General features: G+C 60.9%; 21 protein-coding genes. 17 read left to right on the forward strand and 4 right to left on the reverse strand.

Annotation, left to right across the window (positions count from 1 at the left end; translation table 11 throughout):
* Window positions 1-8: 8 nt before the first annotated feature.
* From tssE to KEC55_RS17160, 3 genes are read right to left on the reverse strand one after another with little or no spacing between them, the layout of a single operon-like run.
* On the reverse strand, window positions 9-575 hold the full coding sequence (tssE, locus tag KEC55_RS17150) for a type VI secretion system baseplate subunit TssE (RefSeq protein WP_282508973.1): 567 nt from the start codon (window positions 573-575) through the stop codon (window positions 9-11).
* Entirely contained in the window at window positions 568-1,419 is an 852-nt protein-coding gene (locus KEC55_RS17155; RefSeq protein WP_282508974.1) for a type VI secretion system accessory protein TagJ, read from the reverse strand. Before KEC55_RS17155 ends, tssE begins: the two co-directional genes overlap by 8 nt.
* Window positions 1,416-2,066 (reverse strand): TagK domain-containing protein, encoded by a 651-nt coding sequence (locus KEC55_RS17160; protein WP_282508975.1) that lies wholly within the window; start codon window positions 2,064-2,066, stop codon window positions 1,416-1,418. The genes KEC55_RS17155 and KEC55_RS17160 overlap by 4 nt, the downstream gene beginning before the upstream one ends.
* 537 nt (window positions 2,067-2,603) lie before the next feature.
* Between KEC55_RS17160 and tssH the strand changes: the two genes are divergently transcribed.
* From tssH to icmH, 17 genes are all read left to right on the forward strand, one after another.
* Entirely contained in the window at window positions 2,604-5,285 is a 2,682-nt protein-coding gene (tssH, locus tag KEC55_RS17165; protein WP_282508976.1) for a type VI secretion system ATPase TssH, read from the forward strand.
* Window positions 5,286-5,321: 36 nt separating this feature from the next.
* The gene (tssB, locus tag KEC55_RS17170; protein ID WP_282508977.1) at window positions 5,322-5,861 is read left to right on the forward strand and encodes a type VI secretion system contractile sheath small subunit; all 540 of its coding nucleotides are present in this window, start codon (window positions 5,322-5,324) and stop codon (window positions 5,859-5,861) included.
* 27 nt (window positions 5,862-5,888) lie between these two features.
* Window positions 5,889-7,382 (forward strand): type VI secretion system contractile sheath large subunit, encoded by a 1,494-nt coding sequence (gene tssC, locus KEC55_RS17175; RefSeq protein ID WP_282508978.1) that lies wholly within the window; start codon window positions 5,889-5,891, stop codon window positions 7,380-7,382.
* A 93-nt stretch (window positions 7,383-7,475) separates the two neighbouring features.
* Window positions 7,476-7,961, forward strand: a complete 486-nt coding sequence (locus KEC55_RS17180) for an Hcp family type VI secretion system effector (protein ID WP_226216021.1) — start codon at window positions 7,476-7,478, stop codon at window positions 7,959-7,961.
* Window positions 7,962-8,040: 79 nt separating this feature from the next.
* Window positions 8,041-8,547, forward strand: coding sequence for a type VI secretion system lipoprotein TssJ (tssJ, locus tag KEC55_RS17185; RefSeq protein ID WP_282508979.1), 507 nt, complete (start codon window positions 8,041-8,043; stop codon window positions 8,545-8,547).
* Between the two features lie 31 nt (window positions 8,548-8,578).
* On the forward strand, window positions 8,579-9,925 hold the full coding sequence (tssK, locus tag KEC55_RS17190; RefSeq protein ID WP_282508980.1) for a type VI secretion system baseplate subunit TssK: 1,347 nt from the start codon (window positions 8,579-8,581) through the stop codon (window positions 9,923-9,925).
* 70 nt (window positions 9,926-9,995) lie between these two features.
* Window positions 9,996-10,331, forward strand: coding sequence for a hypothetical protein (locus KEC55_RS17195; protein WP_282508981.1), 336 nt, complete (start codon window positions 9,996-9,998; stop codon window positions 10,329-10,331).
* 72 nt (window positions 10,332-10,403) lie between these two features.
* The gene (locus KEC55_RS17200) at window positions 10,404-12,935 is read left to right on the forward strand and encodes a type VI secretion system Vgr family protein (protein ID WP_282508982.1); all 2,532 of its coding nucleotides are present in this window, start codon (window positions 10,404-10,406) and stop codon (window positions 12,933-12,935) included.
* 10 nt (window positions 12,936-12,945) lie between these two features.
* Window positions 12,946-13,830 carry a DUF4123 domain-containing protein gene (locus KEC55_RS17205; RefSeq protein WP_282508983.1) on the forward strand — a complete coding sequence of 295 codons (885 nt, stop codon included), beginning with the start codon at window positions 12,946-12,948 and terminating at the stop codon, window positions 13,828-13,830.
* The gene (locus KEC55_RS17210; RefSeq protein WP_348995733.1) at window positions 13,827-14,201 is read left to right on the forward strand and encodes a DUF3304 domain-containing protein; all 375 of its coding nucleotides are present in this window, start codon (window positions 13,827-13,829) and stop codon (window positions 14,199-14,201) included. Before KEC55_RS17205 ends, KEC55_RS17210 begins: the two co-directional genes overlap by 4 nt.
* 320 nt (window positions 14,202-14,521) lie before the next feature.
* On the forward strand, window positions 14,522-15,040 hold the full coding sequence (locus KEC55_RS17215) for a DUF3304 domain-containing protein (RefSeq protein WP_282508984.1): 519 nt from the start codon (window positions 14,522-14,524) through the stop codon (window positions 15,038-15,040).
* Between the two features lie 179 nt (window positions 15,041-15,219).
* Window positions 15,220-15,744 (forward strand): DUF3304 domain-containing protein, encoded by a 525-nt coding sequence (locus KEC55_RS17220; RefSeq protein ID WP_282508985.1) that lies wholly within the window; start codon window positions 15,220-15,222, stop codon window positions 15,742-15,744.
* A gap of 12 nt (window positions 15,745-15,756) precedes the next feature.
* Complete coding sequence (locus tag KEC55_RS17225) at window positions 15,757-18,129, forward strand: T6SS phospholipase effector Tle1-like catalytic domain-containing protein (protein WP_282508986.1); 2,373 nt, start codon at window positions 15,757-15,759, stop codon at window positions 18,127-18,129.
* Window positions 18,130-18,153: 24 nt separating this feature from the next.
* Complete coding sequence (locus KEC55_RS17230) at window positions 18,154-18,435, forward strand: PAAR domain-containing protein (protein ID WP_282508987.1); 282 nt, start codon at window positions 18,154-18,156, stop codon at window positions 18,433-18,435.
* A gap of 2 nt (window positions 18,436-18,437) precedes the next feature.
* Window positions 18,438-19,742, forward strand: coding sequence for a type VI secretion system protein TssL, long form (tssL, locus tag KEC55_RS17235; protein WP_282508988.1), 1,305 nt, complete (start codon window positions 18,438-18,440; stop codon window positions 19,740-19,742).
* A 25-nt stretch (window positions 19,743-19,767) separates the two neighbouring features.
* Window positions 19,768-23,865: a type VI secretion system membrane subunit TssM gene (gene tssM, locus KEC55_RS17240; RefSeq protein ID WP_282508989.1), complete on the forward strand. Its 4,098-nt coding sequence runs from the start codon at window positions 19,768-19,770 to the stop codon at window positions 23,863-23,865.
* A 20-nt stretch (window positions 23,866-23,885) separates the two neighbouring features.
* On the forward strand, window positions 23,886-25,103 hold the full coding sequence (icmH, locus tag KEC55_RS17245; RefSeq protein ID WP_282508990.1) for a type IVB secretion system protein IcmH/DotU: 1,218 nt from the start codon (window positions 23,886-23,888) through the stop codon (window positions 25,101-25,103).
* Window positions 25,104-25,152: 49 nt separating this feature from the next.
* Here the strand turns inward: icmH and KEC55_RS17250 are convergent, their stop codons facing one another.
* A complete protein-coding gene (locus tag KEC55_RS17250) occupies window positions 25,153-26,031 on the reverse strand; it encodes a MurR/RpiR family transcriptional regulator (RefSeq protein WP_282508991.1) in 879 nt (292 codons plus the stop codon).
* Window positions 26,032-26,072: the final 41 nt, after the last annotated feature.

A 26,072-nucleotide genomic window follows, 5' to 3' on the forward strand; every position in this document is an offset into this window, starting at 1 on the left:
CGCCGTGCTCAGCTGGCGCGCATGCCCGTGATCCGGATTTCGCTCGTTTCGAGATCCAGCGAGCTTTGCACCATGAACTCGAGTGGGTACGGATCCATGTGAATCAGGCCGCGCACTTCGAAGGCGAGCACGTTGTGATGTTCGCCCGCGGAATCGGCATCGGCGTTGGTGCGGGGCGATACCACCAGCGAATCCGGAATCAGACGCGGCTCGAAATCGACGATGGCACGGCTGATCATGTGTTCGACGTCGTTCCACTGGCGCGAGGCGATAAAGGTGCCTGCGAGCGGCGGCACGCCGAAATTCACGGTCGACGCTGCGGCTTGCGGATGGCGGGCGCGATCGATCCGGTCTTCGATGCTCGTCGTGTTGAGCAGATAGGCGAGATCGCGTTGCACGATGTCGCGCATCTGCTTGCGCGTGACCGTGTACTCCTCCGGGGCTTCGGTCTGTCGATGCGGTGCATCGTCGCGCAGGCGGTCGAGCAGCGTCGGCAGCAGATTCGAGTTGGCTCGCCGCGGCGTACGTGTGATCGGTGCATCGGCGCCCGGCTGGCGTTTCCGGCGTTCAGTCATGGGCTTGATCCGCGTCGATCGCAGCCGGCGTGACGCGCGAGCCGAACTCGACGTGCGCCAGTTCGAACAGGCTGAAGTCGCCCAGGTTCGTTGCCCAGGTTTTCCGCCCGAGCGCGACAGCACCGGTGCGGCCGATGTCGCGCCAGACGGTCTCGCGTCCAAGGCGCACAGCGTCGCTGCCGGTTTCCGAACCTGGATAGCGGGCCGGCATGAAGCCATGGATGAGACTGCCGTCGACGAGCGTGAGTGTGCAGGGTGCCCAGACCAGATCGATCGGTTGAGCTGGCTGCGACACGCGCCATGCCGCCAGGTCGGCGAACGGCACCCAGCGATAGTGCCCAGCCGTGATGAATTCGCAGACCGCGCTGAAACGGACATCGCTGTCCACGATCCAGGAGGCATGGCCCGGCGGCGCGACGAGCGGAACGTCCGGCGCAGCCTGGAACGCTGCATCGCGGATGGTGTCGGCCTGTTCGTCCTGCTGGTCGGCAGCGTGGCGGATCGCGTCCACCAGTGCATCGATCCAGGGCGGCGATGCAAGGACGGCCCCCGGGCGTTCCTGACCCTCGACCACCTTTGCCCGCCACCGTTCGGCACGGATCAGGTCGCGATACATCTGCGCGGTTCGGGCCTGACCTGGTTCGAGCCTCGCCCAAACCTGCAGTTGCTGGATCGCGCGTGACCACTCGCCGACGATGCACAGCAGCTGGAACAGCGCCCAGCGATGGGGCGCGGTCGTCGGCTGCGAGCGAATGCGCGCTTCGATACGCGTGATCCGGTCGACGAGCGGGAGGTTGTCTGCGCGATGCGTGGCGGGCGTATCGATGGCGGTGAGCCGGATCATGGCTGGTCCTTGCGCAAGGGCGCGGCCAGCGGACTGTCCACGGACAGCGCATGGTGCTCGCGCCGGGTAAGCGGCGGAGGTAGTGCAGGGGCGCGGCGCGCGGACTCGGCATGAAATTCGGGCGGCGCAAACAGGTGCAGGATTTCCGGAACGGAGTCGCCATCGGTGACCGCTTCCGCGTGTCCGTCCAGATGACCGAAGACATCCTCGATCGTGCGATTGCCGGACAGGAACGTCTCGATCGAATCCGAACGTCCCGGGCTTTCGCAAGCAGGCGAGTCGTGCGGGTGATCCGGCGTGACTGGGGGCGCGAGCGCGTCGTCCACCGATGGGGCCCACGCCGAAGCGATCGATGCGCCGGGGTCGATGAGGGCGCGCCAGTACTGCGCATGGAGCGCATCGATCAGCGCATCGGTGTGGCAGGCATCGATGTCGGTCGTGTTCACCGCGTCATGCGGATAGGCCGCAGCACCTTCCCGGGTGCCGATGCCGAGCAGGCCGAGCATGTCGTCGTCGGCGCGTGCGGGACCGAAGGCGTCGTCCAGCGGCAACGTGTCGGTAACGGGCCTCGGACGTGTTTTCTCCCGCGCGGACGCGACGAGCGGGGCGTTCGACTGACGATGCCAGGGCAGGCGAAGGGAGCGCATGGGCAGATCCGGTGACGAAGTATCTGAAAATAGAACGCGAGTATCGATGAATATTTCATCTCAAAAAAGTACTTGAATCACAAAATGTCTGGAAATGAGATGAAAATCGATTGTTAAAAATTGAAACGGTCAAGTGGAAATATGATTCCAATCAAAAGGCTGATGTTTTTTGTTTGCGTTGTGAGCGTGGGTTGAAGGTAACTATCTCGAAATAACAATGGTTTTTGGGTGGTGTATTTGGTTTGGGTAGGTGTTGTCCGTACATGGCGGGTCGGTAGTCGTCTGCATCGATTTGATGTCGCGGAATATAGGACTGGTCCGAATTTTATTCAATGTAGTCGATGTAATTAATGCATTGACGTAATTATTGTTTCATGTTGATAATTTGGCTCCTGATTTGATTAGGCCGTTTTTCGAATCGGAGAGAGAAGTGTGTTTCGAGCGTTCGAGATCCCGCCTGGCACGACGACCATCAAGGAGTCCTCATTGCTGTGGCGGATTCGTTCGCGGCACGCTAACGAACAAAACAAGACCATCATGAACATTTCACGCCAGACCTTGTTCGGCAAGCTCGGGGTCGAGCTTTATCGGGGAATCGAGTCGGCAACGAGTTTCTGCAAGCTGCGCGGGAATCCGTTCGTCGAACTCGTCCACTGGCTGCACCAACTGCTCCAGCAGCCGGACGGCGACCTGCAGCGAATCGTGCGCCATGCGGATATCGATCGCGATACGCTCGAGCGCGATCTTGCGCGGGCGCTGTCCGCGTTGCCGGCCAGTGCGAGTTCGATCAGCGATTTTTCCTGGCATATCGAGGCGGCCATCGAGCGCGGCTGGGTGCTGGCGACCCTCGGTCATGGCGATCGTCGCGTGCGCGGCGCATGGCTGGTCGCGGCGCTCGTGTCGACCCCCGAACTGCGGCGCGTAATTCTCGCGATTTCACCGGAATTCGGCAGGATTCCCGTGGAGGATCTTGGCGATGTGCTTCCCGCCTGGATCGACGGGTCGCCGGAGGTAGCCGACGGGCCGTACGATCGCAGCGAACTCGCGCCGGCTCTGCCGGGCGAGACTTCGGGGGCCGTGTCGGGTGCGTCGAAGGGCCATTCGCTCGAGCAGTATTGCCTGGATCTCACCGCGCGGGCCCGTGCCGGCGAAATCGATCCCGTCGTCGGCCGCGAACTCGAAATCCGCACCATGATCGACGTGCTGCTGCGTCGGCGACAGAATAATCCGCTGGTCACCGGCGAGGCCGGCGTCGGCAAGACGGCCGTGGTGGAGGGGCTTGCGCGTGCGATCGCGTCGGGTAACGTGCCGCCGAAACTCGCAGACGTACGGTTGCTGAGCCTGGACATTGGCGCGCTTCTCGCCGGGGCGAGCATGAAAGGGGAGTTCGAGGCGCGCCTGAAGGGCGTGCTCGAGGCCGCGGCACGATCGGCGGCGCCCGTCATCCTGTTCGTCGACGAAATCCATACGCTGATCGGCGCAGGCGGGCAGGCCGGCACCGGCGATGCCGCCAACCTCCTGAAGCCGGCACTCGCGCGCGGCACGATCCGCACGATCGGCGCGACGACCTGGGCCGAATACAGGCGGCACATCGAGAAGGACCCGGCGCTGACCCGGCGCTTTCAGGTGTTGCAGGTCGCGGAGCCGTCCGAGGCGGCCGCGACCGACATGGTTCGCGGGCTCGTGCCGACGTTCTCGTCGCATCACGGCGTCGTCGTGCGGGACGAAGCGATCCGCGCCGCAGTGACGCTGTCGCATCGCTATCTCCCGTCCCGTCAGTTGCCCGACAAGGCGATCAGCCTGCTCGACACCGCGTGCGCGCGCGTGGCGCTGTCGCAGCACGCGACGCCGCGCTTTCTGGACGACGTGCGGCAGCGCCTGGCCGCCGCAAACGCCGAAGAGACACTGCTGGTGCAGGAGGCCCGTATCGGTCTCGATGCGGACAAGGCATTGAATCGCGTGCGCATGCGTATCGACGTACTGGCGACGGAAGAGGCGGCGATCGCGGCTCGCTGGCGCGAGCAGGTGCAGGCCGCGCAGGCGTTGCTCGCCGGGCGCGAAGCCGCGATCGAGGGCGCAGAGGGGGCGCCGGTATCGGTCGACCGGCTGCGCGAGCTCGAACGGGAGCTGGCCGCGCTGCAGGGCGATGTGCCGCTCGTCTTTCCCGAAGTCGATGAATCCGTCGTCGCCGAGATCGTTTCGGACTGGACCGGCATCCCGGTCGGTCGCATGGTCACCGACGAGATTGCCGCCGTGCGCCGCCTTCCGGCAACGCTGGGTGCACGCGTGATCGGGCAACGCGATGCGCTGCACCTGATTGGCGAGCGCGTGCAGACCGCACGGTCGGGCCTCACCGATCCGAAGAAGCCGCTGGGCGTGTTCCTGCTTGCCGGCGCGTCCGGCGTAGGCAAAACCGAGACCGCGCTGGCGCTTGCAGAGGCACTGTACGGGGGCGAACAGAACCTGATCACGATCAACATGAGCGAGTATCAGGAGTCGCACACGGTGTCGAGCCTGAAAGGCGCGCCGCCCGGCTATGTCGGCTATGGCGAGGGCGGCGTGCTGACCGAAGCGGTGCGCCGTCGCCCCTACGCGGTCGTGTTGCTCGACGAGATCGAGAAGGCGCATCGCGACGTGCACGAAATGTTCTTCCAGGTGTTCGACAAGGGCTACATGGAAGACGGCGACGGCCGCCATATCGATTTCCGCAATACCACCATCCTGCTGACGAGCAACGTCGGCGCCGACCTGTGCGCGAGCCTGTGCGCGGATCCGGCGCTGTCGCCGGGTCTCGACGGCCTGCGGGCCGCGCTTGCCCCGGAATTGCTGAAGGTGTTTCCGGCGGCGTTCATGGGGCGTGTGACGGTCGTGCCGTACCGGCCGCTTTCCGACGACGCGCTCGCCAGCATCGTTCGCCTGCATCTGGATCGCGTCGCGAAACGCATGGCGGACAGCCACGACATTGCGCTTGCCTACGACGACACGGCCGTGAACTACATCGTCGGCCGGTGCCTGGTGCAGGAGACCGGTGCGCGCGTGCTCATCGGCTTCATCGAACAACACGTGCTGCCGCGCCTTTCCGCGTGCTGGCTCGATGCGTTCGCCGCGCGGGCGCCGCTCGCGCGCATCGCGATTGGCGTGACCGATTCCTCCGCACCGCCGGCCCAGGCGCTGAAGTTCGAGGCGACTCCTTTCCATCTTGTCGAGCCGCGCCGTTGAGCTCGACATCCGTCAACCACTGTCAGGAGACTGTTCATGTCCGCTAGCAGTTCGCAGAAGTTCATCGCGCGCAATCGTGCGCCGCGCGTGCAGATCGAATACGACGTCGAAGTGTACGGCTCGGAGAAGAAAATCGAGCTTCCGTTCGTGATGGGAGTACTCGCCGACCTGTCCGGCAAGCATCCGGTCGAACCGCTGCCGGCGGTGTCGGATCGCCAGTTCCTGGAAATCGATATCGACAACTTCGACGAGCGCATGAAGGCGATCCGGCCGCGCGTCGCGTTCGCCGTGCCGAATACGCTGACGGGCGAAGGTCAGATGATGGTCGACATGACCTTTGAAAGTATGGAGGACTTTTCGCCGGCCGCGATCGCCGACAAGGTGGAACCGCTGCGCCGCTTGCTCCAGGCCCGTACGCAACTGGCGAACCTGCAGACGTACATGGACGGCAAGTCGGGCGCGGAGGCGCTCGTCACCCAGTTGCTGCAGGATCCGGCGCTGCTGAAGTCGCTGGCCGCGGCACCGCGGTCCGAGCGGCACGAAGAAGGCGCGGCCGATCCGGGCGACGTGAGCTGACCGACAAACCGATCGAGGATGACCATCATGGCAAAACAGCAAGCACAGGCCGTCGAGGCGCTGGCAACCACCCAGTCCGATTTCACGCAGCTGCTCGAGCGGGAATTCCGTCCGAAGACGGACCAGGCCCGCGCGGCGGTGGAACATGCGGTGCAGACGCTCGCGGAGCAGGCGCTTGTGCAATCGATCACGATCAGCGACGACGCGTACAAGAGCATCGCGGCCATCATCGCGCAGATCGACCACAAGCTTTCCGAGCAGATCAACCTGATCCTGCATCACGACGACTACCAGGCGCTCGAATCCGCGTGGCGTGGCCTGAACCACCTCGTGTCGAACACCGAGACGGACGAGCACCTGAAGATCCGCGTGATGGACGTCTCGAAGACCGAACTGCGGCGCACGATGCGTCGCTACAAGGGGCTCGCGTGGGACCAGAGCCCGCTCTTCAAGCAGATATACGAGCAGGAGTACGGCCAGCTCGGCGGCGAGCCGTACGGGTGCATCGTGGCCGACTACTACTTCGACCACACGCCGCCGGACGTCGACCTGCTCGGTTCGATCGCGAAGGTAGCGGCTGCTGCGCACACGCCGTTCGTGACCGGTGCGGCGCCCTCGGTGCTGCAGATGGAGTCTTGGCAGGAACTGGCCAACCCGCGCGATCTGACGAAGATCTTTACGCAGAACCTCGAATACACCGCGTGGAATTCGCTGCGCAATACCGAGGACGCGCGCTACGTCGGCCTTGCGATGCCGCGCTTCCTGGCACGACTGCCGTACGGTGCGAAGACCAATCCGGTCGACGAATTCGATTTCGAGGAAGACACGAACGGCTCGAATCACGGCCGCTACGGCTGGGCCAACGCGGCATACGCGATGGGCGTCAACATCAACCGCTCGTTCAAGCAATACGGCTGGTGCTCGCTGATCCGTGGCGTCGAATCCGGCGGGACGGTCGAGAACCTGCCGTGCCACACGTTCCCGACGGACGACGGCGGGATCGACATGAAGTGTCCGACCGAAATCGCGATTTCGGACCGTCGCGAAGCCGAGTTGTCGAAAAACGGCTTCATCCCGCTCGTGCATCGCAAGAACACCGATCACGCGACCTTCATCGGCGCCCAGTCGCTGCAGAAGCCCGCCGAATATCACGACGCCGACGCAACTGCCAACGCGAACCTGTCGGCGCGGCTGCCGTACCTGTTCGCCTGCTCGCGCTTCGCGCACTACCTGAAGTGCATCGTGCGCGACAAGATCGGCGTGTTCAAGGAGCGCGAGGACATGCAGCGCTGGCTGAACGAATGGATCATGCACTACGTCGACGCCGACCCGGCGAACTCGTCGCAGGACACGAAGGCGCGCCGACCGCTTGCGGCGGCGGAGGTGCTCGTCGAGGACGTGGAAGGTAATCCCGGCTACTACCAGGCGAAGTTCTTCCTGCGCCCGCACTTCCAGCTCGAGGGGCTGACCGTTTCGCTGCGGCTCGTGACGAAGCTGCCGTCGATCAAGGAAGCCGCTTAACCGTCCGGTGGGTTCCGCAGGGCCGAACATCTGATTGCTTCGGCTGGCGATGATCGGACCGTTTCCAATCGTTTAATAAAAGGAGTACTACGCATGGCACAGGACATTTTTTTGAAGATCGACGGTATCAACGGCGAATCGCTCGACGACAAGCACAAGGACGAGATCGAGATCCTGAACTGGGACTGGGAAATCCTGCAGGAATCGTCGATGCATTCGGGGAGCGGCGGCGGCGCGGGGAAGGCAACCGTCAGGGATCTCACGTTCGAACACAACATCGACCGTGCGAGCCCGAACCTGATGAAGTACGCGCTGACGGGCAAGCACATCGACCAGGCCGTGCTGGTGATGCGCAAGGCCGGCGGCAACCCGCTCGAGTATCTGAAGCTCACGATGAGCGACGTGATCGTCACGCGTGTGAAGCCGTCGGGCAGCAAGGCCGGCGAGGAGAAGAGCCGCGAGACGGTGTCGCTGTCGTTCTCGAAGGTCAAGCAGGAGTATGTCGTACAGAACGCGCAGGGCGGTAGCGGCGGCGCCGTCACGGCGAGCTTCGACATCAAGGGCAACAAGGAAGCGTAAGCGCGGTGCGCCGCGCGCGGTAGGACATTCGTGTTCTCCGCGCGCGGCGCTTTTCGCGCTTCATCGAGGTGAATTCTGCATGCGTTCGATTCTGACTGCCGCTTTGCTTGCTGGTGTCGTGCTGCTTTCGGCCTGTGCGAGCGGCGAACCGAAGCCGACGGAGCCGATTCGGCTCGAACTGGTCGTCAACGCGGCATCCGACGTCAATCCGGACGATCGCGGGCGGGCGGCGCCGATCGTGGTGCGCCTCTACGAGCTGAAGAACGACAACGCATTCGAGGCGGCGGATTTCTTCACGTTGGAGAAACAGGAGAAGACGGTGCTGGCCGACGACGTCGTCAAGCGCGACGAGTTCCAGTTGCGACCCGGTGAGCATCGGAAGATCGTCCGGCGCCCTGATCCGGAAACGACCGCCATCGGCGTGATCGCGGCCTATCGCGACCTGTCGAACGCGGTGTGGCGGTCGGTCTACACGATGCCTGCCGCGCCCGACAAGGCGTGGTACCGATTCTTCACGCCGAAGCTGAAACTGACCGTCGATCTCGAGGCCAAGGCCGTCAGGATCGACGAAGCGAAGAAGCAATGAAACACGTCGCGCAACGAAACGGACGATACGTATGAGCTGGTACGCCAAGGTCGCCTGGCAGGAAGGGTTGTTTTTCAGACCGCAACTGTTCCAGCAACAGGAACGCTATTTCGAGAAGTACGCGCACATGCGGGCGGCGCCGCTGTCACCGTTTTTCTTCGGCTTCGTGCATTACGGGCTCGATCTGGAGTCGCTCGCGCTCGGGAAAGTGATCGTCAAGTCGGCCGCCGGCGTGTTCGCCGACGGCACGCCGTTCGATGCGCCGGGCAATACGCCGCTGCCGCCGCCGTTGACGATCCGTCCGGAACACCTAGATCAGGTGATCTATCTGGCCGTGCCGGTGCGCTTGCCGAACTGCGAGGAAACGACGTTCGAGAACACGGCAGATTCGATGGCGCGCTACCAGGTGTTCGATACGGAGCTGCGCGACTCGAATTCGGTCGGGCTGGCGCCCGAGTCCGTCCAGCTGTCGAACCTGCGGCTGCGCCTGGTGCCCGAGAAGGAGCTGGGCAGTGCATGGATCGGCCTTGCGCTGACCAGTGTGAAGACCATCCGCGCGGATGGCAGCATCGAACTGGACGACACGCTCGTGCCGCCCGTATCCGGCTATGGCGCGAGCGATCTGCTGACGAGCTGGGTCACGAAGATCCACGATCTCGCTCACTTGCGCGCGAATGCGCTGTCGCAGCGGCTGGCCGGTACCGACGAAACCACCGCGAGTGCGGCGACGGTCACGGATTACCTGCTGTTGCAGATACTGAACCGGTACGAGCCGTTGCTGCAGCACATGCTGCGCGTGCCGACCACGTCGCCTGCCGATGTGTACACGCTGCTGATCGCGATGGCGGGGGAACTGTCGACCCATCTGCGCACGGACACGCGCCGTCCGCTCGACACGCATCCACCTTATCGGCATACGACGCCGCATCTTTGCCTGAAGCCGGTGGTCGACGACACGCATCGGCTGCTCAACGCCGTGCTGGTGCGAAGCGCGCAAAGTATCGCGTTCGAGGATCAGGGGCATGGCATGCGCAATGCGGTGGTCGATCCGGTGGACATGCAGGGTTTTGCTTCGCTCGTGCTGGCCGTGCATGCGGCGATGCCGCCCGATGTGCTGCGGCAGCAGTTTCTCGCGCAGGCGAAGGCGGGGCCGTCGGAGAAACTGCCGAGCCTGGTGCGCAGTCATTTGCCGGGTATCGCCATGCAGGTCCTGCCGGTTCCGCCGCGGCAGATTCCGTTCAACGCGGGATATATCTATTACGAGCTGACACAGGTCGGGGTGCTGTGGGAGGAGGTGGTGCGGCATGGTGGTGTTGCATTACACGTGGCGGGGGATTTTCCGTCGTTGAAGCTTGAGCTTTGGGGGGTACGTGTGTAGGAGCGATGGTCAAGAAGGCGCTGGATAGCGAAGTGATTCAATTTCAGGATTTGATTGGCTTGAATTTGATATGAAAAATCTAACTGAACGTGCACCCGAACCATTTCGTAAAAACCCTGTGTTTCGTGGTTTTGGTCTTGCCTGGCTGATTTTGATCGCGGGGTATTGGGCGGTTACATCTATCGATCCGATGCGTAACTTGTTTTGGCGCGGATATTTTTCTCTGGTGCCGCCGGTTGTCGCAGCCTTGGTTGCCGTTGCATTTATTGTGCGCGGAGATAAAGATTTTGCTGGCGGAATATTTGCCGGCCTTGTCTCTATGCTGTGCGTGATTGTTGTGTTGGTGATTTTTTTAATCGCTGGATATTTGGGTAACTCCACTCCCTTTGTTAACGGCTGGAAATAGGACGGGGTAGGCGTTATAGGTTGAACGTATTGTGGATGATCAGTGACTCGATCGATTCAAAGGGGCATCGGAATGGCTTTGTTTGACGCACCACGGACGCTGTCGGTTTCCGGCGCGGCCTTGCCGATGTACGGTGGTCAGTCGGTCCTGACGCCGGTGAAGCTCGCCGGCGGCGAGACGATTGGCGAGTTGTTCGAGTACGTCCTGGAGCTGAAGACGCCGGACGCACTCGGTTTTTCGCAGAGCATCGCGGCGAACGTCGATCTCGACGCGTTGATCGGCACGGAAGTGACCGTATCGATCCAGCTCGAGGGCCGGGGGCATTTCATTCCAGGTCTCGCCGGTGCCGCCGGTACGGCAAATATCGGTGCTGGCACGCGCGAAATCACCGGCATTGTCAGTCAGGCGACCATCGTACGTGAAGACGGTCGCTCGATCGTCTATGCGCTTACGCTGCGACCGTGGCTCTGGCATGCGACCAAGAATTGCGACTGTCGCATTTTCCAAGATATGTCCGTGGTCGAGATCACGGATGCCGTGCTGTCGGTTTATCCGTTTCCGATCGAAAAGCGACTGACGATTCCTCGACCGAACAAGGTCTGGCCGAAGCGGGACATTCAGCGCCAGCACCTCGAAAGCGATTGGACATTCCTGCAGCGTTTGTGGGAAGAGTGGGGCATCTACTACTTCTTCGAGCATGACGAAGGCAAGCATCGACTCGTGCTTTGCGATTCGATGGGGGCGCTCAAACCGCTCGGCGATGCCTATGCCGAGCTTCGCTACGAACCGCCGACCAGTCGACGGATCGACGAGGAACACATTCACGATTTCTCGGTGTCGCATGCGCTGACCACGGGCGCGGTGACGGCTGTCGACTACGACTATACGTTGCCGCGGGCGAATTTGACCGTAACGCGCGAGGACCCTCGCGATACGGGCCTCGCCCATCAGGAGCGCTATTCGTGGGGGGATTACGCACAGCCGCAAGCGGGTGCGGCCGGACTCTCCGGCGCTCACAACGAGCCGGGCACGGAAGCGGAATATCTGACGCTGGTGCAGATGCAGGCCTGGCGGTGCCAGGGATTGAGAGCCCACGGCAAGGGCAACTTGCGTGGCATGGTCACCGGGCAGACGTTCGTGCTGTCACACTATCCGCAGGGCGCGGCGAATCGCGAATATGCCGTGATTGCGTGCCGGCTTGCGATCGAAGAGATCGGCGAAGCGTCAGGGTCCGGCCAGCGGTATCGCTGCGAAGCGGATTTCACGGTGCAACCGACGAATGAACCGTTTCGGCTGGTGCGCACTGTTGCGAAGCCGCGCATGGCCGGTGTCGAGTATGCCGTTGTGACTTGCCCTGAGAATCAGGAGATCTGGACCGACGCATACGGTCGGGTGAAGCTTCAGTTTCTATGGGATCGGCTGGGCCGGAACGACGAGCGTTCCAGCTGCTGGGTACGCGTGGCCGGTGCGTGGCACGGCGATCAGTTCGGCGGCATCTTTCTGCCGCGCCGGGGGCATGAGGTCGAGGTCGCTTTCGTCAACGGCGATCCGGATTTGCCGATCGTCGTGGGCAGTGCGGTGAATGCATTCAACATGCCGCCGTTCGCGCTGCCGGAGAACCAGACACTCGCCGGTTATCGCAGCAAGGAGGTCGGTGCCCGGCGGGCGAATACGCTGGCTTTCGACGATTCGAACGGAAAGATCCAGGCGCATCTTTCGAGCGATGAAGGTTGTTCGCAGTTGAATCTGGGGTACATCACGCGTATTGCGGGGAATGCCGGGCGGCAGGATGAGCGTGGTCGGGGGGCGGAGTTGCGGACGGACGGCCATGGCGTGTTTCGTGCGGGGCAGGGCATGCTGCTTACGACGGAAGCACGTCCCAATGCGCAGGCGCATTTGACCGACATGAGTGAAACAACTGCCCGGTTGGAAGAAGCCGCGCGTTGGCAGTCGACGATTGCTCAACTGGCGCAACAGGCCACGGCGCAGGACGCGAACGCCCATCAGGAAGAAGTCGCCGCGACGCTGGCCAGACAGAACGCCGCCATACGCGGACCGCAAAGCCGCGCCAACGAGGGTTTTTCCGAGCTGGGTGCGCCGCACGTCGTCATTGCTGGCGCCGCCGGTATTCAGACTACGACCCCCGCGACAACGCATATCGCGAGCGGTCGGCACGTCGCGCTGACGAGCGGAGCGCACATCGCGGCATCGGCGAGCGGTAGCGTCCTCGTCAGTGCTCAGGATACGGTACGCCAGTTTGCAGCCCGCGGAGGCATGAAATCCGTCGCGGCGGATGGCGATATCGATATTCATGCACTGCAGAAGGCGATCAATCTGCTGGCCCTCCTCGAGGTCAACGTCACCAGCGACACGATCCATATCAAGGCGAAAAAGAAGCTGGTTCTGAACGGTGGCGGAAGCTATATCGAGCTTGAGCAGGGCAGCATCAAAAGTGGCACCAGCGGCATCTGGTTGGCACATGCAGCCACCCATTATTTCCCGAAACCCGACGAAGTTCCCGTCGAGCTTTACGTTCCCAAAGTGTGCATCGAGTGTCTGCTGAAAGCCGCGAAGAGCGGCGCATCGGTTGTGCCGAGGCTTTGAGGTTGGCTTCATGAAAACGGTAGACGACAACGGAAAACTCTATGGTCTGGTCGATGGCGCGCAGTATCCGGAGGCACTTGCTACATGGGTGCTCGAGTTCTCGCCGGAGGTGCGATCGTTATTTGAAGGGCTGCCTGAGGAGGAGGCCGGAAACGCGGCTCCGATTCTTTTCGAGATCGACGACGCGCATAGCGAATGGGTTCGTCATATCGATCAGATGGATCGGTATCGACCATGCTTCACAGTGATGCGCAGTGCACTCGGTATCGATGAACTCAAGATTCATATTCAACGCTTTCTTTTTGCGGACATCGGTGAAGGTGTGCAGGTTCTGCTTCGTTGGTTTGATCCACGTTCGCTTCCGTCGATAGTGGACGTCGTCGTCAAAGCGGTGTTCGTTGAACTCACACGCCCGATAACGACATGGATGTATCGCGGTGGAAACTCGGAGTGGCAGTACATCGCTATCGAAGAACGTTCGCACGTCGAGGATGCGGGGCAGTTCTCGTGGTCACTCGGTCAGCGGCAGCTCGATACGTTGGAAAAGCATGACGAGCCGCATGCGCTCATGAGCGAGTTGAGCGACCTTGGCCTGATCGACGTGAATCAGCCATATGCCATCAGGTACCGGGATTTTCTTCGCCCATATGGTCGCGCGATTCAATGGGGGTTGGCACTGCGGGCAGATCTTCACGCGTTCTGTATGGCCTCATATCAGTATGGCGAAGCGTTCGACCGACAGGGCGAGATTCGATCGGCCATCCGGTCGGCTGTGGCCGGCGAGGCATCGTTGCTACAAGAGTTTGAGTTGGTTCCGGCGTATGTCTGGCGGGATTTGATGCGTGATTTCGAGAAGCATGTGAATTCGCTCGACGAACAGGAAGCCGAAAAATGATCGTACTTGTTTCGAAGCGCTTTGCCGGTCTTTTTGTTGTTGGCTTCCTGTCGACGATCCTCGGGTGCTCGGATGCAAATGAGAGTAGCCCGTCAGACGTGAGTGGCTATAACTACACCGACTACTACATCGCGGGATTCCGCGTTGGGAATGAAGGCCAGGAACTCTCAGCGAGCGGGCCGAATATCTTTCCTAAAAAGGACGGTCAAGCGCGCTCGGGTGGAGGGAAGTTCATATGCTGCATCAACATTCCTCTTCACTGGCGTTCGGATATGAAATTGGTGGTCGAGTGGAAAGTTGACAAGATTCAAGATGGAAAGACGCCAGGTAAATGGTACACGGCAACAACAAATGTACCGCCGTATGGGTGAAAGACTTACGGCTTTGTGGTGCATTTCCTGCCCGACGATCGAATCCGTGTGGAGATCGATGGCAAACCGGAAATGGCTGAAAAGCCCGCCAATAACGATCGATACATTGTGCAAGGCGTACTGGACCCGGAATTGAATAAGTAATCCGGAGGACATAATGAGCGTCATTCGATGGTCCGAGCCATTCGGCGAGCGAGGCGTTTGGGCGAGGGCGAGGTTGATCGTGTAATAGGCAAGAGTGCATTGGCAGGGGGCTACAGCTGCCTGCGGACGTTGCGCGTCATCTTGATCGTGACTACACAAAATGAGATTTTATTGAGATGAATATCACCGTTATGAGGGATTTCCTTTTCTTGCTTATCGGTTCGCTGTTGCTAACGATGATTGGTTGCTCGGATTCTAATGACATCAATCCGTCGAGCGTAAGCGGCTATAACTATACAGATTATTATATTCATCAATTTAGGATTTCAAGCGAAAATCAATTCTTGTCTGCGGGCGGTTCAAATATGTTGCCGAAGGAGGCTGGAAAACAGCGCTCGGAAAGTGGTGGATCGTGCTGTATTGGCATCCCATCTCACTGGCGTCCGGGCATGAAGCTTGTGATCAAGTGGAAGGTCGACAAGATTCAAGATGGAAAGACACCGAGTGAATGGTATACGGCGACCACCGATGTACCGCCATATGGGGCGCGGACCTATGGTTTCGTTGTGCATTTCCTGCCCGGCGATCGAATCCGCGTGGAGATCGAGGATAAGCCGGAAATGGCGAAGACACCCGCCGATAACGATCCCTATATCGTGCAGGGCGTATTGGACCCGGAATTGAACAAGAAGTGAGGAGAAGGTGCGATGAGCGTCATTCGATGGCCTGAGCCATTCAACGAACGGGGTCGTTTGGGCGAGGGCGAAACTGCTCGCGCAACGGGCAAAAGTACCTTGGCAGGAGAGTTCTGCCGCTGCCCGCAGACGTTACACATCATCTTGATCCTGACTACACAAAATGAGATTTTCGTGAGATGAAAATCAGTGTTCCGAGGCATTTGCTTGCTTTACTTGTCGGTTCGCTGTTGCTAACGATGATTGGTTGCTCGGATTCAAGTGACATCAATCCATCCAGTGTCAGTGGCTATAACTATACCGATTATTACATTCATCAATTTAGAATTTCAAACGAAAATCAAGATCTGTCGGCAGGCGGTTCAAACATGTTGCCAAAGCAGGCAGGAAAGCAGCGCTCGGAAAGTGGTGGATCGTGCTGCATCGGTATTCCCGCCCACTGGCGCCCAGGCATGAAGCTCGTGATCAAGTGGCGGCGGGACACGAAACCCTATGACGAAGACCGCAGCGGTGATCAATGGCTTACTGCGACCACCGACGTGCCGCCGTATGGTCGACGGACTTACGGTTTTGTGGCGCATTTCCTGCCCGGCGATCGAATCCGTGTGGAGATCGAGGACAAACCGGAAATGGCGGAGAAACCCGCCGATAACGATCCGTACATCGTGCAGGGCGTGCTGGATGCGGATTTGAACAAGAAGTGAGGAGAGGGTGTGATGAGCGTCATTCGATGGCCTGAACCATTCAACGAGCGAGGGCGTTTGGGAGAGGGCGAAGCTGCTTGCGCAATGGGCAAGAGTGTGTTGGCAGGGGAGTCACCAGGCTGCCCCCAAGTGCTCTGCGTCAATCTGTTTTTCGACGGCACGAATAACAACCGGGAATGGGACACCAAGAATGCGGAAAGGCCGACACATAGTAATGTCGCGAGATTGTCGTTTGCTTGTCCTCAGAACAAGGAGGAGGGCATTTTCTCCGAGTACGTTCCGGGCGTCGGTACTCCATTTTTTGAAATTGGCGAAATGGCTTTCTCGTCGGAAGGCAAGGCATTCGCCCTTGGTTTCGGTATGCGCGTCGCTTGGGGATACACCCGCTTGCTGAACGCGCTGCATATCGCGATGACGGGAAGTCGGTTGCTGGACGATCCTGAGGCCCGTGCTCTGTGTTCGTCGATCGACAATGACGTCATCGCCTCGAACGGCACGCTGACTCAAATTGTTGGAAAGGTGTCTAAGGCTCTCCCTATAGCGGGTTCTATCGCAACCGCATCGCAGGTGTACTACGGATACAAGTCGCGGGCGAAGCTGGAGCGTCTTCACGGGGAACTGTCCGCGCTTCAGAAGAAGCATGGCGGACCGGGTGGTCAACTGAATCGTTCGATCAAGAAAGTATGGGTGAACGTATTCGGATTCTCGCGCGGTGCGGCGGGCTCGCGCGTATTCGTTAACCGTCTCATCAACACTTGGGCACCGGGTGGCATGATAGCTGGCTCGATTCCGTACGAGGTCAATTTCCTGGGGATTTTCGATACGGTTGCATCGGTTGGTTTGCCGGATACCGCCACCGCGGCGATCGAAATGGCGGATCTAGACGGGCACTGGGCATGGACCGCAAAAGGTGCCCTTAACATTCCCGCTTCAGTGAAGAAGTGCGTGCATTTCTTCTCGATTCACGAGCAGCGCATGAGTTTCCCGCTCGATTCCATTCGGGAGAAGCATGCCTATCCGATCAGCGAGCCGCGCAGGATTGAGGTTGCCTACCCGGGCGTGCATTCGGATGTGGGCGGTGGTTATGCGTTCAATGAAGAAGGCAAATCTCGAGACGGCGACGGCAGCAGGCTTAGTCAGATCACTTTGCACAATATGTATATCGAAGCACTAAAGGCCGGGGTGCCGCTGCTGCTTCAATCTGATATTCGCAAGCGGGAGGACTTGGTGAGAGACTTCTCGTTGACGTCATCCGTTGCTCGCGCCTTCAACGACTGGCTCTCAACCGTCAATCAAAAACCCCTCGACAGCGTCGAAACCGCACTTCGTATCGGCATGGGTCAGTCGCTAGCATGGCGTACCTTGCGCGCGGACTATGGAAATCCGCGGGCCTACATTACGTCGCAAGCCTTTTTCCGTCATGCGCCTGAAGACGAAGTCACGCCCCACGGACTCGAAACGCGAATCGCGAGCAAGGCAGCGTCGAATTCCCAACTTGACAAACTGAAGCGGGAGAAGATCCAGCTCGAGAAGCAAAAGGCTGGCCTCGATGCCGCCGCGCTCAGCATGCCTGCGATTCCTGCACTGGTGAGTCCGTTCAAGAAAAAGGCAGCTGAACTCGGTGAACAGATCAAGAAGAAAGACGCTGAGATTATGGCGACTGCGGCTGGGAAACCTCCGCGACCTGGCGAGGGTGCGATGGACGTGACGACCAACGACAAGACAGACCTTCTGGAAGCCGCGGAAGAGTTCCGGCTCTTGCTGGCGTACCTGTATCCCGATCAACGATGGCGATGGCAGGTGTATTGGGCACGCCCACCGGCTGAAACCGTGAATCTGAAGATGGGGCCGATCGGAAAGGCGATTTCACTGGAGCAGAACGTCAATGCTTATTTCCTGACGGTTGAACGGAAGGACGTTCCAACTCACCGTAGGCAGGGGTCAACGACTGTCTGGATGGGGGAACGCGACCGCGTGCTGCAACTGCTCGGCGCCGTTGCCTCGTATCAGCCAATCCTGGATTTTGTTCTCACCCCGCCGCAGGAAATGCTGCCGTTCCTACTCGAACACACGTCTGACGCCGCGGTGCGAAAGCTGCCTCGCGCCGCGATTCGTTTGCTGGACGATTACGTTCACGACAGCCGCGCATGGTTCCGCGTGCCCTATTTTCATGAATATGCACCCGGCGGTTACGGGTGGGCCCGGACGTTCTTCGTCGGCAACGACAGGCGCGTTCGGTCGCTCGGCCTGAAGGACGGCGCCGCACACATTGCCATCGAGCGTGAAAGGGTAGCGGCGGCGGATCTCGGCAACTACCTTGCCGAGCAGTCGAGGACGTTGCCGCCGCCAGTCAAAGTTGACTTCAGCACCTTTCCGCGCTATTGAGCGCGCCAGCCTACGAATAGCACCATGTCAATCAGCATCGCAGTCGTCGGAGACGCAACCGACCATGGCGGCCGGATCATTACCGGCTCGGATACGCACAAGATCGGCGGCACGAAGATCGCCCGCCTGCATGATCTGGTCGATTGCCCGGAAACCTATCCGGACGGTCGTCCGCACGGCGTCAACAAGATCATCGAAGCGCATCCAACGCTTAGCGTCGGTGGACGCCTAGTGGCGCTGCACGGCCACCGTACCGAGTGCGGTTGCCGGCTGATTGCCACGTCAACGGCAAAGGTAGGACGCTAACCATGTCGACTCCAAGGAAAGCCAGTGCGCCGATCGATTCCGTGCACACGTCCACGGACGATCCGGAGGCGTTGGCGAATGCGCTGAACCGGGAAGACGATACGCCGGCCAACGAGGATATTGCACCTCCCGAGGTTTTCGAGCAGCGCCTAGCACAAGTGAAGGCTGCGCCAAATCCATTGCTCGAAGCATCCCGCGTCCTGCTGCGTGCACAGGCCGATATGCCGCAGAAATTTGCGTCGAAGAACGCAATCACGTCGTTACGCGCGCTTCTCGAGCAGGAGGTTCGGGTATTCGAGAGGCTATGCGAGCAGACCAATATCCGTCGCGACCACATGATTGGCGCCCGATATTGCCTATGCACGGCGCTGGACGAAACGGTAACGCAAACCGCATGGGGCAAGGCCGGTTCGTCGGGGATCGCATGGATCAAAGAGGGGCTGGCAATTTCCTTCCACGGGGACCTCGATGGCGGCGACAAGGTTTACCTGCTGATCGGCCGCTTGCTCGAAGACCCTCACGAGCATCGAGACCTGCTCGAAGTGATTTACCGGACGCTCAGTCTCGGCTTCGAAGGACGCTACCGAGGTGGGGCCGACGGCAAGCGCAAGCACGACGCGATTCGCCAGCGGCTCTACAACGTCGTCACGTCACAACGCGAACCCGTGCCGCTGGCGCTGTCTCCCCACTGGCAATCCAGTGCAAAAGGCAAGCGTCTGTCGGTCTACGATTTCCCAGTGTGGATCACCGCGACCGTCCTGTCGGTGGTCCTGCTTGGACTGTTCGGATGGTTCAAGTACGAACTGTTCAGCCGCAGCGCGGACGTCCAGAAGCAGATTGCCGACATCGCTCGCATGACTCCGCCGCCCGCACCGGCGCCGCAACTGCACCTCAAGCAACTGCTCAAGGACGAAATCGCGACCGGCACCGTCAGCGTCGACGAAGACGCTCGCCTCAGCGCCGTCACGTTCCGCGGCGACGCGATGTTCCGGCCCGGTGGTGCGTCGGTTCAGGCATCGATGAATCCGCTGATTTCGAAGATCGCGGCCGAGATCGCCAAGGTGCCGGGCAAGGTCACGGTTCTCGGTTACACGGACAACGTGCCGATTCGCAGCCGTCATTTCGCGTCGAATCAGGCGCTGTCGGAAGAGCGGGCCACCCAGGTCATGCAGATGCTGCAAGCCGCCGGAGTACAGGCGAACCGCCTCGAAGCCGTCGGCAAGGGCGATGCCGATCCGGTCGGCGACAACCGCACCGCGCAGGGGCGCGCCCAGAACCGCCGCGTCGAGATCGACGTCGCACGATGAGCCAGATCCGTTTCCGGAATAACACATGAAGAAGTTCCAGTTCCTGTCGTTTCTGGCCTCGCGCCAGTTCCTCGCGTTCCTCGCACTGGTTGTCGTCGCACTGGTGATCTGGTTCGTCGGTCCGTTTTTCGCATTCGGCGGGCTCAAGCCGCTCGCCGGGGCCGGCATGCGCGTGCTGCTGATCGCGTTGTTGCTCGCCGGTGTGCTGCTCCGGCTCGTGGGATGGTCGATCAGCATCGTATTTGCCGCATTGCTTTGCTTGCTGATTTGGTACGCGGGGCCGCTGCTTTCTCTGGGGCACATGGCTCCATTCGAAGCGGCGTCGACCCGGCTCACCGCGATCGCACTGGTGGCGGCCGTTTTCGTCCTCGTCGGAATGTTCCGGCTTTGGCAGAAAATGCGCGAAGACGATGCGTTCATGAAAAAGATGCTGCGTCTGGATCGCAGGAAGGAGAATCCGCTTGCAGCTTCCCGTCTTCGGAAAGTCGAAGGGAGCGTGACGAGCGCGCTCGCGCGCCTGAAATCGATGCGCACCGGCGCACGCGGCCTCGGCAAGCTGTTCCAGGGCAAGCGCTATTTGTACGAGTTGCCCTGGTACCTCACACTCGGTTCGCAAGGTTCCGGCAAGACCAGCATATTGATGAACGGCGGGCTGGCGTTTCCCGTTGCCGAGCAGATGCAGCGGGCTGCCGGGAAACCAGCCGACGATGCTGGCGCAGTGGACTGGTGGCTGACGAACGACGCGGTGCTGATCGACACGTCCGGTTACTACACGCGTCATCGCACGTCGATGATCGGGGACGCCGATGCCGCCGTCGCTGTACCAAACAAGCCGGCAGCCGATGCATCCGGTCAGGATGCCGCTAACCTCCCGGCAAGCACGGAGCGTTCTGCCGATGATATGCGGCAGGGCACCCCCGGGCAATCGGAAGCGGTCGCCGCCTCGAAATCGAGCGTCGATGTTGCGCCGAATCCTTCCGATGTACGCGACCGTCCACAGGAGGTCGATCGCGCGGAATGGCTCGGGTTTCTCGGCATCTTGCGTCGGAACCGGCCTCGCGCGCCGATCAACGGCGCATTGCTGACGGTCGATCTCGCGACGCTGGCAAGTGCGGATCAACAGGCGCGTGTCGCCGAGGCTGCTGCATTGCGCGCACGGCTGGCCGAGCTGAGAGAGGCGCTGGGCATCCGCTTCCCGGTTTACGTGATGGTCACGAAAGTGGATCGCCTGGCGGGTTTTGCCGAGTATTTCGGGGCGCTCACGTCCGAGGGGCGAGCGCAGGCATGGGGCTTCACGCTTCCGTACGGCAAGGAAACGGTTGCGAAGGAAGGACTGCGGGCGCGTTGTCACCACGAGCTCACTCAGTTGGCTGAACGGTTGACAGGTTCGATCGATACGCATCTGCAGGATGAGTACGATCTGGACAAGCGGCGTAAGCTTGCCGCCATGCCCGACGCGTTTTCCGCGCTGCTCGGGCCGCTGCTCGACCTGATCGACCAGGTATTCCTTGATTCTCGCTACGACGACACCCAACTCCATTCGACGTTGCGCGGCGTGTACTTCACGAGCGCCCGGCAGCGGGGCAGCGAGATCGTGGCGGAACGTCATACGGTGGTTCAACGTCTTCTGTCGACTCAGGATCACGCCCCTGTTGCACCGGCGCGCGCCGAGGGTAACCAGGGGTTCTTCCTGCACGATCTCCTGACCCGTGTCGTGTTCCCGGAAGCGCATCTCGTGAGCCCCAACCTGCGTTGGGAATATCGCTATCGGCTCTTGCGCCTGATCGGCCACACATTGGCGCTGCTGTTGTTCGTGTGGCTGGCGATTGGTTTGCGCGTGAGCTTCGGCAACAACAGTGACTATCTCGACACGATTGGCCGCAAGGTGCAGGCGCTTACCGCCCGCGTCACGGCGTTGTACAAGACGCCCAAATTGCAAGCCGTGCCCGACACGCTGACAGAGGCGCGCTATCTGCCCACTTTTCCGGGGCTCGACTTGTCCGACCCGGACAGCGCGTGGCGCTACGGTCTGTACACGCCGGCGGACGTTGCCACCGAAAGTCGACACACCTACGATGCGCTCGAAGACAACCTGCTGCTGCCGCAGATCGTGCATCGTCTGGAAGACATCATGTCCGGCGCAATGGCCAACAAGGATCCAAAGGCCGCCTACGATGCGCTTCGCGTGTACCTGATGCTGTACGACAAGGCGAAGTTCAATGCCGGCGACGTCAAGGCATGGGTGCTCGATGACTGGGCGAAGACCGACAGCGCCGCTGCATTCGGCGGCAGGGCGTCGATGATCGATCACGTGCAACAGCTCTTCTCCGGCGAGCGTGTCGTGCAGTCTCCGCTGATTCGCAACGACGCTCTGGTACAGCAGACGCGTGCCTTTCTTGACGGCAGCAGTGCCACCGACCGCCTTTACCAGCGCGCGAAGGCGGCAATGCTCAAGGAAGCACCCGATGAGTTTACGTTGCTGCGCACGGTTGGCCCGCAGGCCGGCACGGTGTTCACGCGTGCGAGCGACGCACCGTTGTCGCGTGGCGTGTCGGGTCTCTTCACGTTCGACGGCTATCGGAATCTGTTCGACAAGCGGCTGCCTGAGTTCGTGCAGATCGCGCGCGACGACGACGCATGGGTGATGGGGCGTTCGTACTTGGGCGAGGCTCAAAAAAAAACGGTTGAGATTGTAAGTAATGCTGCCGGCTCCGACGATGCGTTGACCGACGCCGTTCGCCGCGAATACCTGATGGAGTACGCGCAGCAGTGGGACGCGTTTCTCAACGACATTCGGACCGTGAGCGGCACGAGTCTCGCGTTCAATCTGAAGGTGCTGCGCAGCTTTGCCGCGCCCGATTCGCCGCTCGCGCGTCTTGCCCGCGCCGCAGTGCGCGAGACGACGCTCACGCAGCAATCGGTTGCGTCGAACGGCTCGCTGCTGCAAAAGGCCACCGATCAACTGAACCAGAAAACCGACAAGGCGCTTGGCATTCGCGCATCGGAGCGTGTAGAGCGGGAACTCGTCGACAACCGTTTCGCGGCGTTGCGCGAGGTCGTAACGGGAAACGTGGATGCACAGCTCGAGGCGCAATCGGCTGGCGTCCAGGCGGACAAGACTGGGCTGGACGGCGTCGCCAACCTGCTGAACGACTATTACACGTCGCTTACCGTCGCCGATAACGCGCTGTCGAACAACAGCATGCCGCCGGCGAGCGACACGGCGGCGAAACTCAAGATGGCTGCGGACACGATGCCCGCGCCGTTCCGAGCTATATTGCTCAAGCTCGCCGCCGATGGGTCGCGCGAGGTCAACCAGGGGATCGGTCAGTTGTTGTCACGCCAGATGCAGGCGGTGGTTGGCGACACTTGTCGACTGACGATCGAAGGAAACTACCCGTTTTCTCCCGACAGCAAGCGTGACATCGGTATTGACGACTTCACGCGTGTGTTCGCGCAGGGCGGTGTGATCGACGATTTCTTCGTGAAGACGCTGGCGCCGTTTGTCGATACGTCCGCAAAACCATGGCGTTATCGAACGCTGCCGGGCGCAACGGAGCCGGTGCAGGGGCCGAACCTCGAACCATTCGAGCATGCGAAGGCGATTCGCGACATTTTCTTCAATGATCCAGGCCACAAGCAGATGACGTGGAAGGCCGACATCCGAATTCCGGAACTCGCGCCGACGATCATGAGCCTCTCGCTCGACATCGATGGGCAAGCGACGCTTTACCAGCATGGTCCGGTCGTTCCCTTCGCGGTTGTATGGCCAGGGCCGCGCGGCGGTGTCCATGCCGAGATCACGGCCAACCCGCGCATCCGGCCCGATACGTCGACGATTTCGACCGATGGCCCCTGGGCGTTGATGAGGTTGCTTCAGAAAGGCCAGGTGGTCGGAACGGCCACGCCGGGTCGCACACGCGTCGCGTTCAGTTTTGACGGTCGTGAAACGGTGCTCGACATCGCGAGTGTTGGCAGTGTCGCGAATCCGCTGACAAGCGACGTGTTAAAGACGTTCCGGTGCCCAACCTCGATGGCGATGTTCAATTTGCCGGATAGCGGCCCCCCGCCGGGATTGCCTCAGGGCGTGTTGCCGATAAACGCCGGAAGCGTTTCCCGTTGAATCGAGGAGGGGCGATCAAGATGAGTCTCTTCACAGCCGAACCGCAAAGCCATGGCGGGGTATTGGCGTCGCCATCTGTCGCTACAAGGCTCAGGATGGTGGAGCAGTCGATCAACCCGCTGCTCGAAGCCGCGCGCGTCCTGCTGGGCGCGTTGGCCAATCAGCCCGAAATACTCGATGCCGATTCGGTTGTCAGACGGCGACGGTGGCTGGAGCAGGAAATCCGGCTATTTACGCGGATTTGCGGTGAACTCAACCTCCGACCGGAGCATGTCCGGAGCGCAAGCTATTGCTTGTGCTCGGCGCTCGACGAGTCTGCGATGCAGACGTGTTGGGGAAAAGGAGACGGAACCGGTGTCGAATGGCAAGCCAACGGACTGGCTATCTCGATGGGTCACGATCGTCAGGGGGGCGACCGCGTTTTCCAACTGATCGACGAGGCGTTGCGCAGTCCGCGCGAGAACCTCGATCTGATCGAGTTGTGTCAAAACATACTCGATCTTGGCTTTCGCGGGCGTTACCGATTCGAGCGTGACGGTCAGAAGCGCTTGAAGGTCGTGCGTGAGCACGTGCACGACGTGGTTGTGACGGGGGGAGTGGGCATGAGCCACGTAAGCGAGCCGGTCAGACAAATGCGACGGACGGTCGATCCGTGGGTGCGTCCCTTGGCGACGCGCCGGTCGTCGCGCATTGGGGCTGTTGTCGGTACAGCCATTGCGTTGCTGTCGGGCGCCGCGGGATATGCCGTGGTGGACCATTGGGCCGGTTCGCGAGAGGTGCAACGCGTGTCGTCGTTTGACGTGCTGGCTCGCAATCTGGAACAGCGGCTCCGCGACGACGTTGCAGCAGGGAATGTCGAACTGATCCGAGATCCTGCGCGCAATACCTTGACGCTTCGCTTTGGCGGCATGTTTGTGCCGGGTGGTGTGGAGGTGGCGCCTTGGGGGGCTTTCGTCGTGGCCTCGGCCGGACGGGAAATCGCGGCGATGACCGAAGGCGCGGTCATCCGGGTGACCGGATTCGCGGATAGCACACCGGCCAATTCCACACGTCAGGTTTCCAACCTGGCGCTTTCCGAAATGCGTGCCCGACATGTTGCCCGGATTCTTGTCGCGGCTGGCGTACCGGTGCCGAGTATCAGCGTGGAAGGACGCGGGGATGCCGAGTCGCTGGCGGACAACAGTACCGAGTCGGGAAGGGCCAGGAATCGTCGCGTCGAAATGACGGTTTCTGAATAACGCGGAAAACGTCGCACTGGTGGTTTCCCTTGATCCCACTAAACACCCCTCACTCCGGCAAATCCCGCTGATTCGTATCCTGCTCGATCCCTCCGGTATTGAGCTGCTCGATCTTCTCCATCCGTTGCCTTGCCAGCTCCGGCAGCCGGTTCGTCACGCCGATCACCAGCGCTTCTGAGAGCGCCAGTGCCGGCACGTTGGTCTGCAGCATCGCGAACGGGCGCCCCTGGATCCGCAGCACGATTTCCGCGAATGCGCCGATCGGCGAGCGCCATTCGTCGGTGATCAGCAGGATCCGCGTACCGAGCCGGTGCGCAGCCTGCGCGAAGCGGATGCTGTCCTTCTGGTAGCGGCGAAAATCGAAGATCACGAGCACGTCGTCGCGCCCCATGTCGGCCAGCGCGACCGACGCGAGATTCACGTTCGGTTCGACCGCCTGCACATGCGGCCGCGCATAGGCAAGCGTGAACGAAAACAGCGACGCGAGCGGCGCCGTATAGCGTCCGCCGCCGCAGAAGATGCGCACGTCCGGATCGGCGAGCAGCGCCACCGCGGCGTCGAATGCCGCCGCATCGAGTCCTTCGATCATGGTCGCGAGCGATTCGGACAGCCGCTGGAAAATCGCCGAATGACTGTCGCGCATGCCCGTTTCCGAATGGAACGCGTCCATCCGCGCGAGCGGTGAATTCATCGCGGTGTCGATCTCGTCGTGCAGCGCCTGCTGGAACGACGAGTAGTTCGGAAAGCCGATCCGGACGACGAAGCGGAACACGGTCGGGTCGCTGACTTCCGCCTGTTTCGCAAATTGCGCGATGGGGCCCAGCCCGAGACTGGGATAGCGATCCAGCAACGCCTGCGCAACCTTCTGTTCCGACGGCGTGAAGCTATCCATCTGGGATAACAGCAACGCCCTGATGCTCGTCCCCATCGGGCACTCCAGCTCTCTTATCTGTATGACAAACGGCAGAC

This window comes from Burkholderia cepacia, from assembly GCF_029962485.1.
Lineage (GTDB): Bacteria > Pseudomonadota > Gammaproteobacteria > Burkholderiales > Burkholderiaceae > Burkholderia.

What these genes read in the sequence shown, in the direction of transcription:
- KEC55_RS17210 (WP_348995733.1), top strand. Translation starts at nt 13,827, where the DNA reads ATGATCGTACTTGTTTCGAAGCGCTTTGCCGGTCTTTTTGTTGTTGGC.
- tssH (WP_282508976.1), top strand. Translation starts at nt 2,604, where the DNA reads ATGAACATTTCACGCCAGACCTTGTTCGGCAAGCTCGGGGTCGAGCTT.
- tssM (WP_282508989.1), top strand. Translation starts at nt 19,768, where the DNA reads ATGAAGAAGTTCCAGTTCCTGTCGTTTCTGGCCTCGCGCCAGTTCCTC.
- KEC55_RS17205 (WP_282508983.1), top strand. Translation starts at nt 12,946, where the DNA reads ATGAAAACGGTAGACGACAACGGAAAACTCTATGGTCTGGTCGATGGC.
- KEC55_RS17250 (WP_282508991.1), bottom strand. Translation starts at nt 26,031, where the DNA reads ATGGGGACGAGCATCAGGGCGTTGCTGTTATCCCAGATGGATAGCTTC.
- tssJ (WP_282508979.1), top strand. Translation starts at nt 8,041, where the DNA reads ATGCGTTCGATTCTGACTGCCGCTTTGCTTGCTGGTGTCGTGCTGCTT.
- tssB (WP_282508977.1), top strand. Translation starts at nt 5,322, where the DNA reads ATGTCCGCTAGCAGTTCGCAGAAGTTCATCGCGCGCAATCGTGCGCCG.
- icmH (WP_282508990.1), top strand. Translation starts at nt 23,886, where the DNA reads ATGAGTCTCTTCACAGCCGAACCGCAAAGCCATGGCGGGGTATTGGCG.
- tssL (WP_282508988.1), top strand. Translation starts at nt 18,438, where the DNA reads ATGTCGACTCCAAGGAAAGCCAGTGCGCCGATCGATTCCGTGCACACG.
- KEC55_RS17160 (WP_282508975.1), bottom strand. Translation starts at nt 2,066, where the DNA reads ATGCGCTCCCTTCGCCTGCCCTGGCATCGTCAGTCGAACGCCCCGCTC.
- KEC55_RS17155 (WP_282508974.1), bottom strand. Translation starts at nt 1,419, where the DNA reads ATGATCCGGCTCACCGCCATCGATACGCCCGCCACGCATCGCGCAGAC.
- tssE (WP_282508973.1), bottom strand. Translation starts at nt 575, where the DNA reads ATGACTGAACGCCGGAAACGCCAGCCGGGCGCCGATGCACCGATCACA.
- KEC55_RS17220 (WP_282508985.1), top strand. Translation starts at nt 15,220, where the DNA reads ATGAAAATCAGTGTTCCGAGGCATTTGCTTGCTTTACTTGTCGGTTCG.
- KEC55_RS17230 (WP_282508987.1), top strand. Translation starts at nt 18,154, where the DNA reads ATGTCAATCAGCATCGCAGTCGTCGGAGACGCAACCGACCATGGCGGC.
- KEC55_RS17215 (WP_282508984.1), top strand. Translation starts at nt 14,522, where the DNA reads ATGAATATCACCGTTATGAGGGATTTCCTTTTCTTGCTTATCGGTTCG.
- tssC (WP_282508978.1), top strand. Translation starts at nt 5,889, where the DNA reads ATGGCAAAACAGCAAGCACAGGCCGTCGAGGCGCTGGCAACCACCCAG.
- KEC55_RS17180 (WP_226216021.1), top strand. Translation starts at nt 7,476, where the DNA reads ATGGCACAGGACATTTTTTTGAAGATCGACGGTATCAACGGCGAATCG.
- KEC55_RS17195 (WP_282508981.1), top strand. Translation starts at nt 9,996, where the DNA reads ATGAAAAATCTAACTGAACGTGCACCCGAACCATTTCGTAAAAACCCT.
- tssK (WP_282508980.1), top strand. Translation starts at nt 8,579, where the DNA reads ATGAGCTGGTACGCCAAGGTCGCCTGGCAGGAAGGGTTGTTTTTCAGA.
- KEC55_RS17225 (WP_282508986.1), top strand. Translation starts at nt 15,757, where the DNA reads ATGAGCGTCATTCGATGGCCTGAACCATTCAACGAGCGAGGGCGTTTG.
- KEC55_RS17200 (WP_282508982.1), top strand. Translation starts at nt 10,404, where the DNA reads ATGGCTTTGTTTGACGCACCACGGACGCTGTCGGTTTCCGGCGCGGCC.